This window comes from Paraclostridium bifermentans, from assembly GCF_964259345.1.
GTDB classification, from domain to species: Bacteria; Bacillota; Clostridia; order Peptostreptococcales; family Peptostreptococcaceae; genus Paraclostridium; species Paraclostridium bifermentans_B.
Genome location: NZ_CAXVJR010000007.1, coordinates 50,654 through 68,403 on the forward strand (window position 1 = coordinate 50,654; position 17,750 = coordinate 68,403).

General features: G+C 28.3%; 15 protein-coding genes and 1 tRNA gene. 4 read left to right on the top strand and 12 right to left on the bottom strand.

What is annotated here, in order from left to right; genetic code table 11:
* Positions 1 to 66: 66 nt before the first annotated feature.
* Entirely contained in the window at positions 67 to 1,020 is a 954-nt protein-coding gene (locus ACEXNK_RS13815) for a calcium/sodium antiporter (protein WP_373599621.1), read from the bottom strand.
* Positions 1,021 to 1,294: 274 nt separating this feature from the next.
* Between ACEXNK_RS13815 and pflB the strand changes: the two genes are divergently transcribed.
* Together pflB and pflA are read left to right on the top strand one after the other, a co-directional pair.
* Complete coding sequence (pflB, locus tag ACEXNK_RS13820; RefSeq protein ID WP_373599620.1) at positions 1,295 to 3,526, top strand: formate C-acetyltransferase; 2,232 nt, start codon at positions 1,295 to 1,297, stop codon at positions 3,524 to 3,526.
* Positions 3,527 to 3,758: 232 nt separating this feature from the next.
* Positions 3,759 to 4,493, top strand: a complete 735-nt coding sequence (pflA, locus tag ACEXNK_RS13825; protein WP_373599619.1) for a pyruvate formate-lyase-activating protein — start codon at positions 3,759 to 3,761, stop codon at positions 4,491 to 4,493.
* Positions 4,494 to 4,666: 173 nt separating this feature from the next.
* Here the strand turns inward: pflA and thiI are convergent, their stop codons facing one another.
* Both thiI and ACEXNK_RS13835 read right to left on the bottom strand, forming a co-directional pair.
* The gene (gene thiI, locus ACEXNK_RS13830) at positions 4,667 to 5,845 is read right to left on the bottom strand and encodes a tRNA uracil 4-sulfurtransferase ThiI (protein WP_373599618.1); all 1,179 of its coding nucleotides are present in this window, start codon (positions 5,843 to 5,845) and stop codon (positions 4,667 to 4,669) included.
* A 16-nt stretch (positions 5,846 to 5,861) separates the two neighbouring features.
* Positions 5,862 to 7,013: a cysteine desulfurase family protein gene (locus ACEXNK_RS13835; RefSeq protein WP_373599617.1), complete on the bottom strand. Its 1,152-nt coding sequence runs from the start codon at positions 7,011 to 7,013 to the stop codon at positions 5,862 to 5,864.
* A gap of 680 nt (positions 7,014 to 7,693) precedes the next feature.
* Between ACEXNK_RS13835 and ACEXNK_RS13840 the strand changes: the two genes are divergently transcribed.
* Positions 7,694 to 8,689: an asparaginase gene (locus ACEXNK_RS13840; protein WP_373599616.1), complete on the top strand. Its 996-nt coding sequence runs from the start codon at positions 7,694 to 7,696 to the stop codon at positions 8,687 to 8,689.
* 53 nt (positions 8,690 to 8,742) lie between these two features.
* On the opposite strand, the gene ACEXNK_RS13845 is transcribed toward ACEXNK_RS13840, so the two are convergent.
* Positions 8,743 to 10,788 carry an ATP-dependent helicase gene (locus ACEXNK_RS13845; protein ID WP_373599615.1) on the bottom strand — a complete coding sequence of 682 codons (2,046 nt, stop codon included), beginning with the start codon at positions 10,786 to 10,788 and terminating at the stop codon, positions 8,743 to 8,745.
* A 78-nt stretch (positions 10,789 to 10,866) separates the two neighbouring features.
* Between ACEXNK_RS13845 and ACEXNK_RS13850 the strand changes: the two genes are divergently transcribed.
* A complete protein-coding gene (locus ACEXNK_RS13850; RefSeq protein ID WP_373599614.1) occupies positions 10,867 to 11,775 on the top strand; it encodes a ribonuclease H-like domain-containing protein in 909 nt (302 codons plus the stop codon).
* Between the two features lie 36 nt (positions 11,776 to 11,811).
* Here ACEXNK_RS13850 and ACEXNK_RS13855 read toward each other — a convergent pair.
* The 8 genes from ACEXNK_RS13855 to acsV all read right to left on the bottom strand — a co-directional run bounded on the left by ACEXNK_RS13855 (position 11,812) and on the right by acsV (position 17,716).
* Positions 11,812 to 11,903: transfer RNA gene (locus ACEXNK_RS13855), tRNA-Ser, on the bottom strand.
* A 127-nt stretch (positions 11,904 to 12,030) separates the two neighbouring features.
* Positions 12,031 to 12,324: a hypothetical protein gene (locus ACEXNK_RS13860; protein WP_373599613.1), complete on the bottom strand. Its 294-nt coding sequence runs from the start codon at positions 12,322 to 12,324 to the stop codon at positions 12,031 to 12,033.
* Positions 12,325 to 12,336: 12 nt separating this feature from the next.
* Positions 12,337 to 12,753: a DUF3842 family protein gene (locus ACEXNK_RS13865; RefSeq protein ID WP_373599612.1), complete on the bottom strand. Its 417-nt coding sequence runs from the start codon at positions 12,751 to 12,753 to the stop codon at positions 12,337 to 12,339.
* Between the two features lie 45 nt (positions 12,754 to 12,798).
* Positions 12,799 to 12,990, bottom strand: a complete 192-nt coding sequence (locus ACEXNK_RS13870) for a CooT family nickel-binding protein (protein ID WP_021428376.1) — start codon at positions 12,988 to 12,990, stop codon at positions 12,799 to 12,801.
* A gap of 155 nt (positions 12,991 to 13,145) precedes the next feature.
* Positions 13,146 to 13,961: a lipoate--protein ligase family protein gene (locus ACEXNK_RS13875; RefSeq protein WP_373599611.1), complete on the bottom strand. Its 816-nt coding sequence runs from the start codon at positions 13,959 to 13,961 to the stop codon at positions 13,146 to 13,148.
* Between the two features lie 2 nt (positions 13,962 to 13,963).
* Positions 13,964 to 14,920 (bottom strand): radical SAM protein, encoded by a 957-nt coding sequence (locus tag ACEXNK_RS13880; RefSeq protein WP_373599610.1) that lies wholly within the window; start codon positions 14,918 to 14,920, stop codon positions 13,964 to 13,966.
* The gene (locus ACEXNK_RS13885; RefSeq protein ID WP_373599609.1) at positions 14,917 to 15,783 is read right to left on the bottom strand and encodes a radical SAM protein; all 867 of its coding nucleotides are present in this window, start codon (positions 15,781 to 15,783) and stop codon (positions 14,917 to 14,919) included. The genes ACEXNK_RS13880 and ACEXNK_RS13885 overlap by 4 nt, the downstream gene beginning before the upstream one ends.
* A gap of 4 nt (positions 15,784 to 15,787) precedes the next feature.
* The gene (acsV, locus tag ACEXNK_RS13890) at positions 15,788 to 17,716 is read right to left on the bottom strand and encodes a corrinoid activation/regeneration protein AcsV (RefSeq protein WP_373599608.1); all 1,929 of its coding nucleotides are present in this window, start codon (positions 17,714 to 17,716) and stop codon (positions 15,788 to 15,790) included.
* Positions 17,717 to 17,750: the final 34 nt, after the last annotated feature.

Below are 17,750 nucleotides of genomic sequence, written 5' to 3' on the forward strand. Positions count from 1 at the left end.
TATCCTCATTACAAATAAGGTATTCATTACAAATAAAAAAAAGGTGTAGTTTTATACACCTTTTTTCTAAATATATGTAAAGTATAAAGTTGTTATATAACATATATATGTAGCTAGCATAGCAATCCCTTGCCATCTAAAAATTTTTTGCTTAATAAATGTAGGAATTATTAATATTAATAAAAGTAATATCATAAATGGAAAGTCAATCATTGATGTTTGTTTAAGTATTGGGATGTCATTTATAAAAGCTGAAAATGCAATTACCGAAACAATATTTAATATATTTGCACCTAATATATTACCTACAGATATAGCATTATGATTTTTTCTTATGGCAGTCAAGCAAGATACTAATTCTGGTAAAGATGTTCCTAAAGCTATTACAGTTAAACTTATTACAGATTGTGGCACTCCTATGAATTGCGCAATCTTTATTCCATTGTTAACTAAAAATCTAGATCCAATAACCATCATTGATATTCCTAATATAAAATACATGGTTGTTTTAACCCATTCTTTAGAACTATAACTACTATTTAATTTTGATTTTCTACTAGTTTTTGTATTTGACTTGGGTATACTCTTATAATTATTTATCATATATATACCTAAAAGTATTATAAGTACCATGGAATCCACTCTATTTATACTCCTATCAAATCCTAGAGCAATTAAAACTGTTACTGATAATAATAATAATATAGCTTTTGAGTTAAAACTAGATTTACTTACCTTAAATGGTTTTATCATTGCTACCAGCCCTAATGCTAATCCTGTGTTACATATTATAGATCCTATTGCATTTCCTAAACTCATAGTAGTATGTCCCTCAATAGATGCAAATAAAGAAACTGTTAATTCTGGAAATGTAGTTGCTAGACTAACTATAGTTGCACCTAGAACAATCTCTGGTATATTAGTTTTTTTAGCCACAGAGATAGTCGATTCAATAAAAATATCGGCTCCTTTAGTAATTAATATAAACCCCAGTAAAAATAAAATTATTGTACTTATCATTTTTTCACCCCCATATAAATAGATATTCAATAATTTTATTTTTATATGTATTTTTAATATTAAAATTATTTTTAAAATTATTGTTTATTACTCATTTTATAGGGTAATATATTAATATACAAAAGATGTCAAAAAAAATCAGCATTACTCAAAATGTTGTATACAAAATACTAATTCTGTGTTATGATTATATTGTTTAAAAAATATCTAGCTAGATTTTATTTTATAAATATAAATTTAAATTGAACACACAAAACTTAAGGAGGCTATCAACATGAATGCATGGCAAGGATTCAAAACTGGTAGATGGACTAAAGAAATAAACGTTAGAGAGTTCATACAATTAAACTACACTCCATATGAAGGAAATGATTCTTTCTTAGCTGGAGCTACAGAAAACACTAAAAAATTATGGGAAGAAGCTATGGCTCTTTTCAAACAAGAAAGAGATAACGGAGGAACATTAGACGTTGATACTAAAACTGTATCTATGATAAATGCTTACGCTCCTGGATACTTAGATAAAGAAATAGAAACAATAGTTGGTTTCCAAACTGATGCTCCTTTAAAAAGAGCTGTTATGCCATTCGGTGGTATAAAAATGGTTGAAAACTCTTGTAAAGCTTACGGATACGAGTGTGATCCTGAAATAAGCGAAATATTCACTAAATACAGAAAAACTCATAACCAAGGTGTATTCGATGCTTACACTGCTGAAATGAGAGCTGTTAGAAAATCTGGTATAGTAACTGGACTTCCAGATGCTTACGGAAGAGGTAGAATAATAGGAGACTACAGAAGAGTTGCTTTATACGGAGTTGATGCTTTAATAGCTGATAAAAACGTACAAAAAGATTCTTTAGACGTTTCTACAATGGATGAAAATGTTATAAGAGCTAGAGAAGAAATAGCTGATCAAATAAAAGCTTTAAATGAATTAAAAGCTATGGCTGCTACTTACGGATTTGATATATCTAAACCAGCTACTAACTCAAGAGAAGCTGTTCAATGGTTATACTTCGGATACTTAGGAGCTATAAAAGATCAAAACGGAGCTGCAATGTCATTAGGTAGAACTTCTACTTTCTTAGATATATACTTCGAAAGAGATTTAGCTGCTGGAACTATAACTGAAGAAGAAGTTCAAGAAATAATGGACCACTTCGTTATGAAGTTAAGAATGGTTAAATTCTTAAGAACTCCTGAATACAACGATTTATTCTCTGGAGACCCAACTTGGGTAACTGAGTCTATAGGTGGTATGGGAATAGATGGTAGAACATTAGTTACTAAGAACTCATTCAGAATGTTAAATACTTTATATACTCTTGGACCATCTCCAGAGCCAAACTTAACAGTATTATGGTCTACTAAATTACCTCAAGCATTCAAAAACTTCTGCTCTAAGGTATCAATAGATACAAGTTCTGTTCAATATGAGAACGATGATTTAATGAGACCTTACTGGGGAGATGACTACGGTATAGCTTGTTGTGTATCTGCAATGAGAATAGGTAAGCAAATGCAATTCTTCGGAGCTAGAGTTAACTTAGCTAAGACTTTATTATACGCTATAAACGGTGGTGTTGATGAGAAGTCAGGAGTTCAAGTTGGACCTAGATTCGAACCAATAACTTCTGAGTACTTAGACTACGACGAGGTTATGGCTAAGTTTGAACCATTCACTGATTGGTTAGCTAACTTATACGTAAATACATTAAATATAATCCATTACATGCATGATAAGTACTCTTATGAAGCATTAGAAATGGCTTTACATGATAGAGATATATTCAGAACTATGGCTTGTGGTATAGCTGGTTTATCAGTATGTGCTGACTCATTATCTGCTATAAAATATGCTAAAGTTAAAACTATAAGAAACGAAGAAGGCGTAGCTGTTGACTTCGAAATCGAAGGAGACTACCCACAATTTGGTAACAACGATGATAGAGTTGACCAAATAGCTTGTGACTTAGTTGAAAACTTCATGAATAAAATAAGAAAGAACAAAACTTACAGAGATTCTTATCATACTCAATCAATATTAACAATAACTTCTAACGTTGTTTACGGTAAGAAGACTGGTAACACTCCTGATGGAAGAAAAGCTGGAGAGCCATTCGCTCCTGGTGCTAACCCAATGCACGGAAGAGATAATAGTGGTGCATTAGCTTCATTATCATCAGTTGCTAAATTACCATACGAGCATTCTCAAGATGGTATATCTAATACTTTCTCTATAGTACCAGGTGCTTTAGGAAAAGATATGGATGAGAGAATAAACAACTTATCATCAATGATGGATGGATACTTCTCTCAAAATGCTCATCACTTAAACGTTAACGTATTTGATAGAGCTACTTTAGAAGATGCTATGGAGCATCCAGAGAAATACCCTCAATTAACTATAAGAGTTTCAGGATACGCTGTAAACTTCATCAAGTTAACTAGAGAGCAACAAATGGACGTTATAAACAGAACATTCCACGGAAAAATGTGCTAATTTATAACTAGATAATTTGTAAACATATTATAAACAATCAATCATCAAAGTATATTACGAGTGCAAACCTCATCAGTTTGCACTCTTTTTTTAGAAATTATTACATTAAATCCCTTTTAAATAGACAATATAAGTTTAATACCTTATAATAAGGGTATTAAGTATAATGTATACATTTAATTGATAAATATAATTTTAATATAAATAATTCATAATTAATGAGGTGGATAAAATGATAAAAGGTAGAGTTCATTCAATAGAAACATTCGGTACTGTAGATGGTCCTGGTATAAGATTTATATTATTTATGCAAGGATGTCCATTAAGATGTAAGTACTGTCATAATAGAGATACTTGGGATGTAAAAGGTGGTAAAGAATATACTGTAGATGAGATAATGACAGAAGTAAATAAATACGCTCCTTACATGAAGTTTTCAGGCGGTGGATTAACTGTATCTGGTGGTGAAGCTACTCTTCAACCAGAGTTTTTAAAAGAGCTATTTAAAAAAGCTAAAAAAGATGGTGTTCACACATGTTTAGATACTTCAGGGTTTGTTAATATAGAAACTATAGATCCTGTACTTGATTATACAGATTTAGTTTTACTTGATTTAAAACATATGGATAATAATAAAGCTAAAGATTTAACAGGTGTAGGTATAGAAAAAACTTTAGAACTTGCAAAGCATTTAAGCGATAGAAATATACCAGTTTGGATAAGACATGTTCTTGTTCCAGGATATACTGATGACAGAGAAAACCTTGAATCATTAGGTAAATTTGTATCAACTTTAAAAAATGTTGATAGAGTTGAACTATTACCTTATCATACTTTAGGAGTTCATAAATGGGAAAACATGGGGTTTGATTATGAGTTAAAAAATGTTCCTGATGCAACTAAAGAAGATGTTGCTAAAGCCGCTGAAGTTTTAGCTGAATATGGAGTTAAAGTTCATACTAAATAGATAAGCTTCGCTCATATCGCCAACGACTTCGTCCGTTGCTCAAAAATGTACTTTTTTACTTTCAGCAAATTGTTGATATAACTATACTCTATAAGTTATTAACAGATATTCGTTAATCATAAATTCCTTAAGCGTAAAAAAAGTCGTAGAATTTTCTACGACTTTTTTATTTATTAAAATTCAAATACTTCAACTTCCATATTGTCTATAGCATCTTGTATTAACTTCTCAACATCTAATTTAGATTCAGACTTCTCTATTCTATCTAATTTAGGTTTAGTTACAGGATTCTTTGGTGAGAATACTGTACAACAATCTTCCTCTGGTATTACTGATGTTTCAAATGTTCCTATAGTTTGAGCTATTTTTATTATCTCTGATTTATCCATAGCTATTAATGGTCTAAATACTGGTAAGCTTATAGATGCATTTGTACAAGTTAATCCTTGTATTGTTTGAGATGCAACTTGTCCTATACTTTCTCCTGTTACTAAAGCATCACAGAATCTCATCTCTCCTACTCTTTGCGCTATTCTCATCATAAATCTTCTAGATATTATAGTCATTTCTTCTTCTTTACAAGATACGCCTATAGCCTTTTGTATTTCTAATATATTAACTTTATGAAGTCTAACTTTACCACAGTACTTAGCTAATATTTGAGCTAAATCTCTAACCTTTTCTTGTGACTTTTCACTAGTAAATGGATAACTATGGAAGTGAACCGCTTCTATTTCAACTCCTCTTTTAGCAACCATCCAAGATGCAACAGGACTATCTATTCCACCTGATAATAAAGACATTGCTCTACCATTAGTTCCAACTGGTAAACCTCCATACCCTGGTACAGTATCACTATATACCATTACATGATTTTGTCTATATTCACAGTGTATAGTAGTTTCTGGGTTTCTTACATCAACCTTTATTCTATCTTTTACATTAAATACTAAGAATCCAGCTATATCTTTACTCATCTCTTGAGATGTTAACTCTAAGCTCTTGTCACCTCTTCTAGATGTAACTTTAAACGACTTAGATCCTGATTCTATTTTTTCTTCTAATAGTTTTAATGCTAATTCTTTTAATTTATCATAGTCCTTCTCTGCTCTTATACCAGGACAAACTCCAACCACTCCAAATACTTTCTTTATTTCTTCTAGTACTTCTTCATAATCTTCCGCAAACTCACCTAAATCTACATATATTCTTCCGTACTCTTTATATACATTAAATTTTCCTATAGGAGATAACATACTTTTTATATTTTTTATAAGTTTGTTCTCAAATATATATCTATTTTTACCTTTTACACCTATTTCTCCGTACTTTACTATTGCTATATTATACAAATTTATCACCTCTTAATTATCTTCTTTTTATTATCATTCTAAGTTCTTCTACAGATTTTCTAATTATTTCAAAAGCTTCATTTATCTCTTCTTCTGTTGTCATATCAGATAAACTAAATCTTATAGCCCCATCTATTTCTTCTGGAGTTAATCCTATCGCATTTAAAACATGGCTTCCTTTTTTCTTTGATGAGCATGCTGAGCCTGTAGAAACAAATATTCCTTGCTGAGCTAAGTGATGTAATAAAACTTCACCTCTTACTCCTCTAAATGATATATTTAATATATGACAAACTCCATCTTCTGGAGAATTTACTTTTATATCATCTATATTTTCTACTATATAGTCTTTTAATTTATTTTTTAATTTATTTATTTTTTCTATTTTCGCATTTAAATCTGATGTAATTATTTCAACAGCTTCTCCTAGACCATATATACCAGCAACATTTTCAGTTCCTGATCTTATTCCGATTTCTTGTCCACCACCAGTTAGCATAGGTTTTATCTTATTGCTATCTTTTATATACATAAATCCTATACCTTTTGGTCCGTGTAGTTTATGTCCACTCACACTCATAAAATCTATATTATATCTAGATGGTCTAAAGTTTATCTTTGCAAATGATTGAACTGCATCTACATGTAAATATATTTTTTCATTTAATGTAGTTAGATACTTCCCTATTTCTTTTATAGGTTGTACACTTCCTATTTCATTATTTACATGCATTATACTAATTAATATAGTATTGTCTTTTATAGCTTTTTTAACGTCGTCTATTTCTACTATACCTTTATTATTTACATCTAGGTAAGTTACTTCAAATCCTTGTTCTTCTAAATCTTCCATCGTTCTTAAAACTGATGGATGTTCTATCTTAGTTGTTATTATATGATTTTTTCTTTTTTTATTAACATTTGCAATACCTCTTATTATAGTATTGTTTGCTTCTGTTCCTCCTGATGTAAATATTATTTCTTTATCTTTACATCCTATACTTTTAGCTATTGCTTGCCTTATCTTTTTTATGTTTTTTTCAACTTCTACGCCCTTTTTATGCACAGCTGAAGGGTTTGCATAGTCTATAGTAAGTGCATATACCATTTTATCTACAACTTCTTTATATGGTTTAGTTGTGGCACTATTATCTAAGTATATATCCATACTATTACACCAACTTTCTTTTTATATTAATATTATTTATTTTATTGTCCCAATTAACTATATAAATTATCATATGAATTTAGTGAAACTTTTACTATTATACCACTATTTACTCCTTTTTTATATAGAAAAGCAACTATAATTCGCTAGTTACTGCAGTATATACACTTTTTTATACATTATATATAAACTAATCGAAATTTTTTAATTTTTTTATTAAAAAATATTGATTTTTATGTCGAATATTGTTATTATATATTTATGGTTATCCCCCTGATAACCTTAATTAAAATCTCTATTCCCAATACCCCTTTTAAATGAATATACTACATTCATTTAAATCCTACTTCTTAACGGAAAAGAAGTAGGTTTTTTTATGTTTAAAATAATTTTTAAAATTTTAATTAAATATATTTTCAAAAACTATTGATTTTTCTGTCGAATATTGTTATTATATATACATGGTTATCCCCCTGATAACCTTAATTAAAATCTCTATTCCCAATACCCCTTTTGAACGGATAGACTTTATATCCAATATTAAGTTAACATCGGAAGTTAGCTTAATGTAAAAAAAAGAGCTTCCCCAAGCTCTTTTTTTTATGTTTATTTCTACATTTATTCCACTTTTTTTGATATAATTTTCTATGTACTATAATAAAATTTAGGGGGTCGATCCTATGAATAACAAGAAAAAAGTTGCTATAGTGTTTACAGGCGGTACTATTTCTATGACTGTAGACGAAAAAATAGGCGCTGCTATACCATCTTTATCTGGTGAGCAAATAATGTCTATGGTAACTAACATAGATAAAGTTGCTGATATACAAGTATATAACTTCGATGAAATCCCTGGGCCTCATATGACTCCAGAAAAAATGTTAAGTCTAAGAAATTATATAAATGATATACTTTCAGATGATAGCATTTCAGGTGTTGTTGTCACTCATGGAACTGATAGTTTAGAAGAAACTGCTTACTTCTTAGATTTAACATTAGATACACCTAAACCTGTAATAGTTACAGGTGCTATGAGAAGTAGTGATGAACTTGGATATGACGGACCTAGCAACCTTGCAGGTGCTGTTTGTACGGCAATTTCTGATGAAGCCTATAACAAAGGTGTTTTAGTTGTTTTAAGTAATGAAGTTTTATTGGCATCTGAAGCTACTAAAACTAATACACTTACATTAAATACATTTAAGTCTTTAACTTGTGGACCTTTAGGTATAATAGATTGCGACAAGCTTGTTTTATCAAGAAATATAGTTGATAGACAGACAATAGTTGTAGATAAAGTTGAATCTGATGTAGCTCTTATAAAATCAGGTGTTGGCATGGATGAATCTTTTATAGAGTTTGCAGCTGATAAAGGTTGTAAAGGAATAATTATAGAAGCAATGGGTAGAGGTAATATACCTCCTGGTATGCTTAAAGGTGTAGAGTATGCTAGAAGTAAAAATATACCTGTCGTAATAGCTTCAAGATGTCATTCTGGTAGAGTTTTCGATAGTTATGGTTATTTAGGTTCAGGTAGAGATTTAAGAAATTTAGGATGTATATTTGCAGGAGAATTACCAGGTCAAAAAGCTAGAATTAAATTAATAGTTGCTTTGGGTAAAACTACTTATGAAAATGAATTAAAAGATATATTCGAAAAAGGAATATATTATTAAATATAATAAAGAGGTATATAGATACAAAGTTTTAACTTTGTATCTATATACCTCTATTTTATTTTATTTATAATTTCATTCTTAAAACATATAGAATAATCTAATTCTTTAGTCCCAGATTTAAATTTTACTTCTATCATCTTTCCATCTTTTCCTATTATAGTTCCTTCTCCAAATTTCTTGTGCTCTATCCTATCCCCTATTTTTACCGAGTTTAAATCTTCTTTAGTTGGTGATTTAATATCATCTAAAAATCTTGATTGAAATACTCTTTTTCCATACTTATTTTTTGGTGAGCTTATATAAACTTCATCTTGTGCTCTTGTTATTCCAACATATAATAATCTTCTTTCCTCTTCTATAGCAGATTGTCTTTTTTCTTCATCATCTATATCATAAGATTTTTCATGAGGTATAGTTCCCTCGTTTGCTCCTATTATATATACATATGGGAATTCCAGTCCCTTCGCACTATGCATAGTTGTAAAAATTACACCTTCTGAGTTTTTATTTTTTCTATTTTCTACTATCTCACTTTTTACTTTTTCTATATGTTCCAAGTATTCATTTATAGTTTTAAAATTAGTAGAAGAGCTTTCTAATTCATTTAAAATTTCTACTAATCCATTTGGCTTTATCTTTCTATTACTACAATAATCCAGTACATATCTATCATAATCTAAACTAGTTCTTATATAAGATATAGCATTTTTAGGAGATAGAGATTTTAAATAGCTTAAGTCTATTTCCAAATCATTTAAAGTTTTTATTTGTTTAGGATGCAATCCACCTTTATTGATTAATGCCCCTATAAAATCTCTGTCTTCACTAGCTAACTTTATACAATCTTTAGATATATATCTAAAAGGCTTATTTATAATTCTTATCCAATCTTCATTTAATGTAATATCTATTCCTAATCTTAAATATGCTAATAAATCCTTAGCTACCCAGTGGTCATATATAGTAACAATAGAATCTCTAACTACAAAAGGTATATGCATGTCCATAAATACATCAACTAATGCTCTTGATTGTATATTAGTTCTGTATATAACTGCGAAATCATCATAATTTACACAATTATCTTCACATTTATTTAATATATCTTTAGCTATAAATTTAGCTTCCTCTTCTGCATCTTCTGTTTTTATGTATTTTACAATTCCATTTTCTTCTCTATCACACTTTATTGTTTTTTCATATCTATTTTTATTATTTTTTATAAGCTTATTAGCAATATCCGTAATACCTTTTTTAGATCTATAGTTTACATCTAGTACATATTTTTTACTATTTTTAAAGTATTGTTCAAACTCTAATAAAAAGTCTGGTCTAGAACCTCTAAATCCATATATACTTTGATCTTCATCTCCTACAACAAATATATTATTACTAGGACTTGAAATTAATTTTATAACCTCAAATTGAACTTTATTTATATCTTGAAACTCATCAACCAATATATATCTATATGCGTTTCTTATTCTCTCTAATATCCTTTTATTGTTTTTAAGTAAATAATAAGTCTTTATAAGCATATCATCAAAATCTATTTTATTTAGATTTTCTTTATACTCTTCATACATAGTATATGTTTTATTAAACTCGTCTTTACTTAATATTTCTGAGTTAAAGTCCATCTTATCCATTAATTCATTTTTCACATAAGATATCTCATTTATTACACTTAATATAGTATCATCATCTTCTGCATTTTCTACATTTAGGTTCTTTAATATCCCCTTTATAGCAAACTTCTTATTTTTTTCATCTAATATACAATCTAATTCATACTTTTCAAAAAATCTTAAAATCCTAAAAAATACAGAGTGAAAAGTTCCATAATTAACACTATTTAGCCTAGTATCATGACTCAAGCTAAGTGCTCTATTTTTCATTTCCATTGCAGATGCTTTTGTAAAACTTATTGCCAAAATATTTTTCGGATTTATATTATTATTAATTACCATATTTAAAATCCTATATGTTATTACTCTAGTCTTTCCTGAACCAGGACCTGCTAAAACCATACACGGTCCATCTATGTGCATAACTGCACTTTTTTGATTTTCATTTAATTTATTTATATCTATCATTTATTTATCACCTTGAACTATATTTATATTATTTTATAATTAATATTATATATCATATTTTTAAAAAGGAGTAACCATATGCAAGTTATTACTAAAACTTTAGATAAACTAATCGATATACCCAATAATCACTTTGTCTTTGATATAGAAACAACAGGACTCAATTCAAAGTATTGTAAGGTTATTTTAATTGGAATATTATATAACTTTGAAAATAAAACAATAATAAAGCAATATTTCGCTTCATCTGAAGAAGATGAAAAAGAATTGCTTTTATCCTTTGTTAAAGATATTAATAATTTTGATTATCATATAAGCTTTAATGGAATTTCATTTGATATTCCTTTTCTAAATTCTAGATTTAAAAAACATGAAATAGATTTTTATATAGATAAATCTAAAGATATTGATATTTTAAGAATTGTAAAACCTCACAAAGAAAAACTCTCTTTATCTGATTGTAAACTAAAAACATTAGAAAGATACATTGGAATACAAAGAGAGGACACTATCTCAGGAAAAGAAAGTGTAAAATTATACAAAGAGTTCACTTTAAACAAAGACCCTTTCATAAAAGAAAAAATTTTATTACATAATTATGAAGATATATATTACCTAGCTAAGCTATTAAAGATTAATTACATACTAGATGAAAAATTAGATTATATAAATATTTCAGTAAACAACTTAGATTATAAAATTTTAATTAGTAAATATAAGTTATCTAAGTCAAAACTTAATTTAATTTTTACATCCAATTTTGATTTCAACTTAGATATAAATATCTTCAATGAAAATTATAGTATACGCTCAAGTGGAGCTACTTTATATATCGATATCGATATTGACTATGCTGTCGACAATAACAATAATAAAATATATTTTTACCATTTGGGTAAAGCAATTCCATTGAAAGTAAATGACAATTTTATTAACGATAATATTTTAGCTTTATCCAAATATATCTTATCTAAAGAATTTAAATAAAAAAAGACTGTTGATAAAATCAACAGTCTTTTAAACTGGCGGAGAAGGAGGGATTCGAACCCTCGCACCGGTTAACCCAGCCTAATCCCTTAGCAGGGGATCCTCTTGAGCCACTTGAGTACTTCTCCGTATTAATTGTTTCTACAATTAAATTATATAATTTTAATGTACATATGTCAATATTTTTATTTATTTTATTTTGAATTTTATTAAAGCTAAGAAGTTTTTAATTTCTTAGCTTTCTATTTATTTATATTACATATGTTTCTTAGCCTCTAACAAGCTTTCATTAGCTTTTCTTAAATACTCTATAGCTTGCTCTATATTATTAGCAGTTTCTTCTTTTCCCATTTCTCTAGCTTTATCTACCCATTCTCTAAAACCTTCTTCATGAGATTCATTGTGATTTACCCAGTGAACAAGTAGTATATTTAGAGTCTTTTCATCTTTATTTTCTGCTACAGCTGCACCTGAATGTCCACAACAATCATGTTCATGGTCATGATCATGTCCATGATGATTTCTTATACTAGTTTTATTAAAAATCATAGTAAATCCCCCTTATTTTATATTAAATTCTTTCTTTATTACCTTTACAGCATCTTTTATCAATAAAGATAGAGGCTTACCTTCTAAACCTACCATCTCTACATCTTCTGGCATTATCGGTAAAAGTATCTTTAATGCTTCACTCCCTGAAATAGCTTCACTTATTTTAGATGTCACTTCTCCCATCATAGAGTTAGGTATAACTACAGATACTGGAGCTACTACTATACTTGCTTTTTTTGATGATACCATTATAGCATTTTCTCCTGTAGCTCCCTTATTAGCATGTGCCTTCATCATAGCACTTGTTGCTATTGAGTTTGTTCCTAGTGCGTATATTTCTATATATGATGGTAGCTCGTCTCTAAGAACTGATACAACCTGCGCTCCTATTCCGCCTCCCATTCCATCTACAACTGCTATTACCATATTTTCTTCCCCTTAATTACATTCTTATGTAAATTTTATTTTAATTTATACAGACTCTTTGATTATTATTTTATGATCCATTAGTCTTATTTCTTTTATTTCTCCATCTATTATTTTTTGCTCTCCTAGTAAATCTGTTAAATATACCTTTCCCTCATATGGATCTACACTAACAACATTATCCATAACTCTTTCAAGATTATTATTTTTTAAAACATAAGCTGCTGATTCACACATAGCTTAATTCCCCCTTAATCTTTTATTTAATCAAAAAAAAGATTCCTCCGAGGCATTTCAAACCCTCAAAGAAATCTTCATGATTTCAAATAACTCTATATATTTTGAGTATAGCACCAAATTTTGTAAAAAGTCAATTGATTTAACTATATAAATTATCTTTTGTTATTATATTCATAAGATGAATATTTTTCATATAATTTATTTGCTAAATCCAATTCATATTGACTTAGTTCTCCTTCTACAAAATCAACCTTAAATACATCTTTCATTCCACAAACTATAGATTTTTCTAAACTATTAATATCTATCTTCTTTCCAATTTCATTTTCTATACCACTAGCTTTACTAAGTGTAAATCTCTTAGCTCTTTCTTTGACTTCTTCATTTTTTGTTTTTATAACTTCATACAAATCATCAATATTAAAATCTAAAACTATTGATCCATGTTGTAAAATAACACCATCATTTCTATGTTGTGCACTTCCAACAATTTTTTTACTATTTATAGTTATTTCATAAGAAGCATGTGCATTAAAGCATGCTGCTGATAACTTTTCTCTCGTTATTCTTTCACCTTTACTTAATTCGTCAACTTTTATATTTGCTAACTCTAATCCTTTTGCAATACCTTCGCTTATAAATTTATATGATGTGTTTATACTCTTATCCATTAACTCATTATCTTCACCTACAATTATTGAATAAGTCAACTCATTTTGATGTAATACAGCCCTTCCACCTGTTGCTCTTCTTACACAATCTATTCCTAACCTTTTACACTTATCTAGGTCTACTTCTTTTTCTAAATTTTGAAAATACCCTATTGTTAAACAATGTGGATTCCAAGTGTAAAATCTAAGAGTAGGCTTTGATTTACCTTTTTTATAAGATATCATAATAGCCTCATCTATAGCCATGTTCATTGCTCCATCATAAGCTTTATTATTTATTAATCTCCACTCTTGCATATTTACATATCCCCTATTTTTAAATTTATTTCTTTTATCCCCAAATTTATTTCATCTTCATTCAATTTTCTAGAATAATTATAAATCGTATGCCCTGGCCTTTCATTGTAATAAGGTCTATTACAGTTTTTACACCCTTTTATTTCAAATGGATATCCCTTTAATATATCAGCTTTTATATGTTCATCTATAATTATATTTTCTAAATATCCATTTTCATTTAATTTAAAATAGTCTTTACAATATCCTTTGTCTATCATATACGTCATTAATTGAACTCTTCTATAACTTTCTATATCTGGTTGTTCTATGTCTTCCATCCTTGTTCCTTTTATAGGTGTAAAAGCAAATAAACTAACAGTTATATTATGTCTTTTTAAATAACTATACAGTTCAAATATATCTTGATGTGTTTCTCCTAATCCAACTATTATATGCGTACTTATAGTATTAGGATATTTATCTCCTAATTTAGTTATAAACTCAACTTTATCTTCATAACTATTGCCTTTTATATTTTCATATAATTCTTTATTTGCAGCATCTATCGCTATTCCTATTTTTTCTATTCCATAACTTAAAAATTCATCTACTGATTCTTCACTTTCTAACTTTGCAGATAAAGATATAGGAATATCTATATCTCTTTTAATATAATCAATAAATTCTTTTACTTCTTTATGAGCTTCTAAGCTATACATAGATTGAATACATATTCGCTTTATATTGTTACCTTTATATTCTTTAAACGCCTCTAGGACTTCTTCTTTTTCGAATTTAGGCCATAATACCCTAGATAGTTTATCTTTTCTACTACTGCTTTCCATAGATTGAGAACAGAATGCACAGTTATTATTACAATTATTACCTATTAGTATATAAGCAGTTGTTGGAGCTATGTCACTTTTACCATTTTTTATTCCTAGTTCTATTGCTGTTCCAATTGATAATCTAATCATAATACACAACACTCCCTACTTTCTAAAATATTTAACTGTAATGAGTTTACTAATTCTCTGCATTCTTTTGATGGCAATACAATATTATTTACACCACACTTTACAGCAAGCTTATCTAAAGAGTTTCTATATTCACCTCTAGGTCTCATACACCCTAAATTTATTTTTGTTTTTGGAAGTCTTATTCTAGCATCACATATAACATCTATGACTTCTTCAATTTTAGGTGGCTCAACAAATTCATACTCAGTGTTTTTCGTAGGTATCAATACTATAAAAGTTAATTGCTCTGGCTGATTTTTCTCTAAGTAATCAATAATTTCATATTCTCCTTTTATTTCTCCACCCTTTAGTCCTATGCATATATGTGGTGCTACTTTTGTGTATTTTTGTATAGTCTCATATACTTTTATATACTCTTCTCTTTTTTTATTCATCTTATATACTTCTTTTATAGTATCTTCGTCAAATATCAAGTCAAAAGATACATAATCTAAGTATTTTCCTATCTCTTTTAATTTATATCCATCCATAAGCCCAATATGCGAATTTAATTTATATCCATCTTTTTTAAGTTCTATTAATTTATCTATTTGCTTTTCAATAGGTACATCTCCATCAGAGTTGCATCCTCCACTCAGTAAAATACTAGTTATATTTCTTGTTTTAGCTTTTTCTTTATATTCGATTATAGGTGTCATATTTTTTAAGTATTGACCATTACAGTGTGCACATCCTAAACTACACTCAGTATTAGTTACACTTACAGCTAAAGTTTGATTAGGGTATGAAAAAACTATGTCATCTCCAAAATTTTCTAGCTTTATTTTATATGCTAAATCTATTTTTTCATCTAAATTCATATCTTTACTCTCCTAATAATTCTTTTACAGTTGGAAATTGCTCTATATTTGTATGTGGTAAAAAGCATGCTGATACAAATTCATCCATATACGTAGGGTATACACTTAATTCTACATAGGTCATTTGATTTGCAATTTCTTCTAATTTTTCTTTAGCTCCATCACTTATAAGAGTTAAATATGAACCAATTAAAGAACTATTTCCTATATATTTAAATTTTTCTCTATCTATATCTGGAAGTAAACCAATCATAATTGAATTTTCTATATTTAAGCTATTTCCTATTCCGCCCGCTATTAACACTTTATCAATTATACTAAAATCCATTCCTAAACTTTCTATAAGAGTTGCAGCTCCTGAATATATAGCTCCTTTAGCTCTTATAAAATTATCTATATCAACTTCATTTACAGTTATATCATTTTCGATATTGTACTCATCCTTAAAAGCTAAAACATACTCGCCGATATCATGCTCATTAAATCTAATTCTCTCACTATTTAAATCTCTATTAATTTTTCCTCTTCTATCAATTATTCCACTTAAAATCATTTTGCAGATTAAATCTATAATTCCAGATCCACATATTCCTACAGGTTTATTATCACCTATAATTTTTAAATCTGGCATCAAGTTCTCTTTGTTTATGTCGACTTTTTCTATCGCTCCCTTTGAAGCTCTCATTCCACAACTTATACCCCCACCTTCAAATGCAGGACCAGCAGAACATGCACAAGTCATCATGTAGTCTTGATTCCCAAATACAATTTCTCCGTTTGTTCCTAAATCTATAAAAAGTATATTTTCTTCACTAGTCCATATACCTGATGATAAAACTCCTGCGGTTATATCTCCCCCAACATAACTTGCTACTGATGGAGCCAAGTAAACTGCTCCATTAGGATTAATATTTATTCCAATTTCTTTAGCTTTAATATTAGGAGATTTTATAAAAGGTGGTATATATGGCTCTTGTCTTAGAAAATCAGTATATACACCTAAAAATAAACTACTCATAGTTGTATTTCCTGCTGCAACAAACGTAACTATATTATTTTTATCTATATTATTTTTAATATAAATTTTATCTAATAACTTATTTATAGTGTCTTCAACTATAGATTTCCTTAAAATTTCTAATCCATCTTTTTTAGTAGAATATATTATTCTATTTATAACATCTGCACCATATTTTATCTGAGCGTTTCCAGATGAAGCTTTATCTATAATATTATTTGTATTTAAATCTACCAAACATGCTACTACTGATGTAGTACCTATATCTACACATATTCCATAAATTTCATTTTCTGTATTGTTAGAATTTATATCAAATACATATATTTTTTCTTTTTCTATCATGTAGGTTATAGTAACATTAAAATTATTTTTTCTAAGCTCTACAGGTGCTTTTCTTAAAACTTCTAAACTAAATTCTATATAAGTGCTGCCTATATTATTTCTAATATATCTTTCTAACCTATCTATATCACTTATATTGTCATCTAAATTAGGCTCATCTAATTCAAGATACTTCTTGTATATATTTTTATCAAATCTAAGATTATTTTCTCTTACTTTAGTAACTGCTTCTTCAAATATATTATCATCTTTATTTTTATTACTTCCCTCTATTTTCATATCATTAATAGATGTATCCATATTTGAAGGAATCTCAATATCTATATCTTCAATAACACTACTTGCACATGATAATATATACCCTTGACTAATCTCTTCTTTGCTTATATGTACATTTACCTTAGATTCTACCTTTCCTTTTGTTAACTTTACCTTACATTTTCCACAAACCATATTTCCATTACAAGGTGCATCTATAAATATATTGTTTTCTCTTATTATATCTAGTAGATTATCTCCTGCTTTGCATGTAATTTCTTTATTATGGGATAAAACATTAACTCTAACCATAAGATTTCCCCCTTATATAATAACCTTTCCTATA

Excerpts from the sequence above, each read along its gene's own strand:
- ACEXNK_RS13875 (WP_373599611.1), bottom strand. The coding sequence starts at position 13,961 with ATGCAAGAGTGGAGATTAATAAATAATAAAGCTTATGATGGAGCAATG.
- ACEXNK_RS13815 (WP_373599621.1), bottom strand. The coding sequence starts at position 1,020 with ATGATAAGTACAATAATTTTATTTTTACTGGGGTTTATATTAATTACT.
- pflA (WP_373599619.1), top strand. The coding sequence starts at position 3,759 with ATGATAAAAGGTAGAGTTCATTCAATAGAAACATTCGGTACTGTAGAT.
- ACEXNK_RS13870 (WP_021428376.1), bottom strand. The coding sequence starts at position 12,990 with ATGTGTGAATCAGCAGCTTATGTTTTAAAAAATAATAATCTTGAAAGA.
- ACEXNK_RS13850 (WP_373599614.1), top strand. The coding sequence starts at position 10,867 with ATGCAAGTTATTACTAAAACTTTAGATAAACTAATCGATATACCCAAT.
- ACEXNK_RS13865 (WP_373599612.1), bottom strand. The coding sequence starts at position 12,753 with ATGGTAATAGCAGTTGTAGATGGAATGGGAGGCGGAATAGGAGCGCAG.
- pflB (WP_373599620.1), top strand. The coding sequence starts at position 1,295 with ATGAATGCATGGCAAGGATTCAAAACTGGTAGATGGACTAAAGAAATA.
- ACEXNK_RS13845 (WP_373599615.1), bottom strand. The coding sequence starts at position 10,788 with ATGATAGATATAAATAAATTAAATGAAAATCAAAAAAGTGCAGTTATG.
- ACEXNK_RS13885 (WP_373599609.1), bottom strand. The coding sequence starts at position 15,783 with ATGAATTTAGATGAAAAAATAGATTTAGCATATAAAATAAAGCTAGAA.
- ACEXNK_RS13860 (WP_373599613.1), bottom strand. The coding sequence starts at position 12,324 with ATGATTTTTAATAAAACTAGTATAAGAAATCATCATGGACATGATCAT.
- ACEXNK_RS13880 (WP_373599610.1), bottom strand. The coding sequence starts at position 14,920 with ATGATTAGATTATCAATTGGAACAGCAATAGAACTAGGAATAAAAAAT.
- acsV (WP_373599608.1), bottom strand. The coding sequence starts at position 17,716 with ATGGTTAGAGTTAATGTTTTATCCCATAATAAAGAAATTACATGCAAA.
- ACEXNK_RS13835 (WP_373599617.1), bottom strand. The coding sequence starts at position 7,013 with ATGGATATATACTTAGATAATAGTGCCACAACTAAACCATATAAAGAA.
- ACEXNK_RS13840 (WP_373599616.1), top strand. The coding sequence starts at position 7,694 with ATGAATAACAAGAAAAAAGTTGCTATAGTGTTTACAGGCGGTACTATT.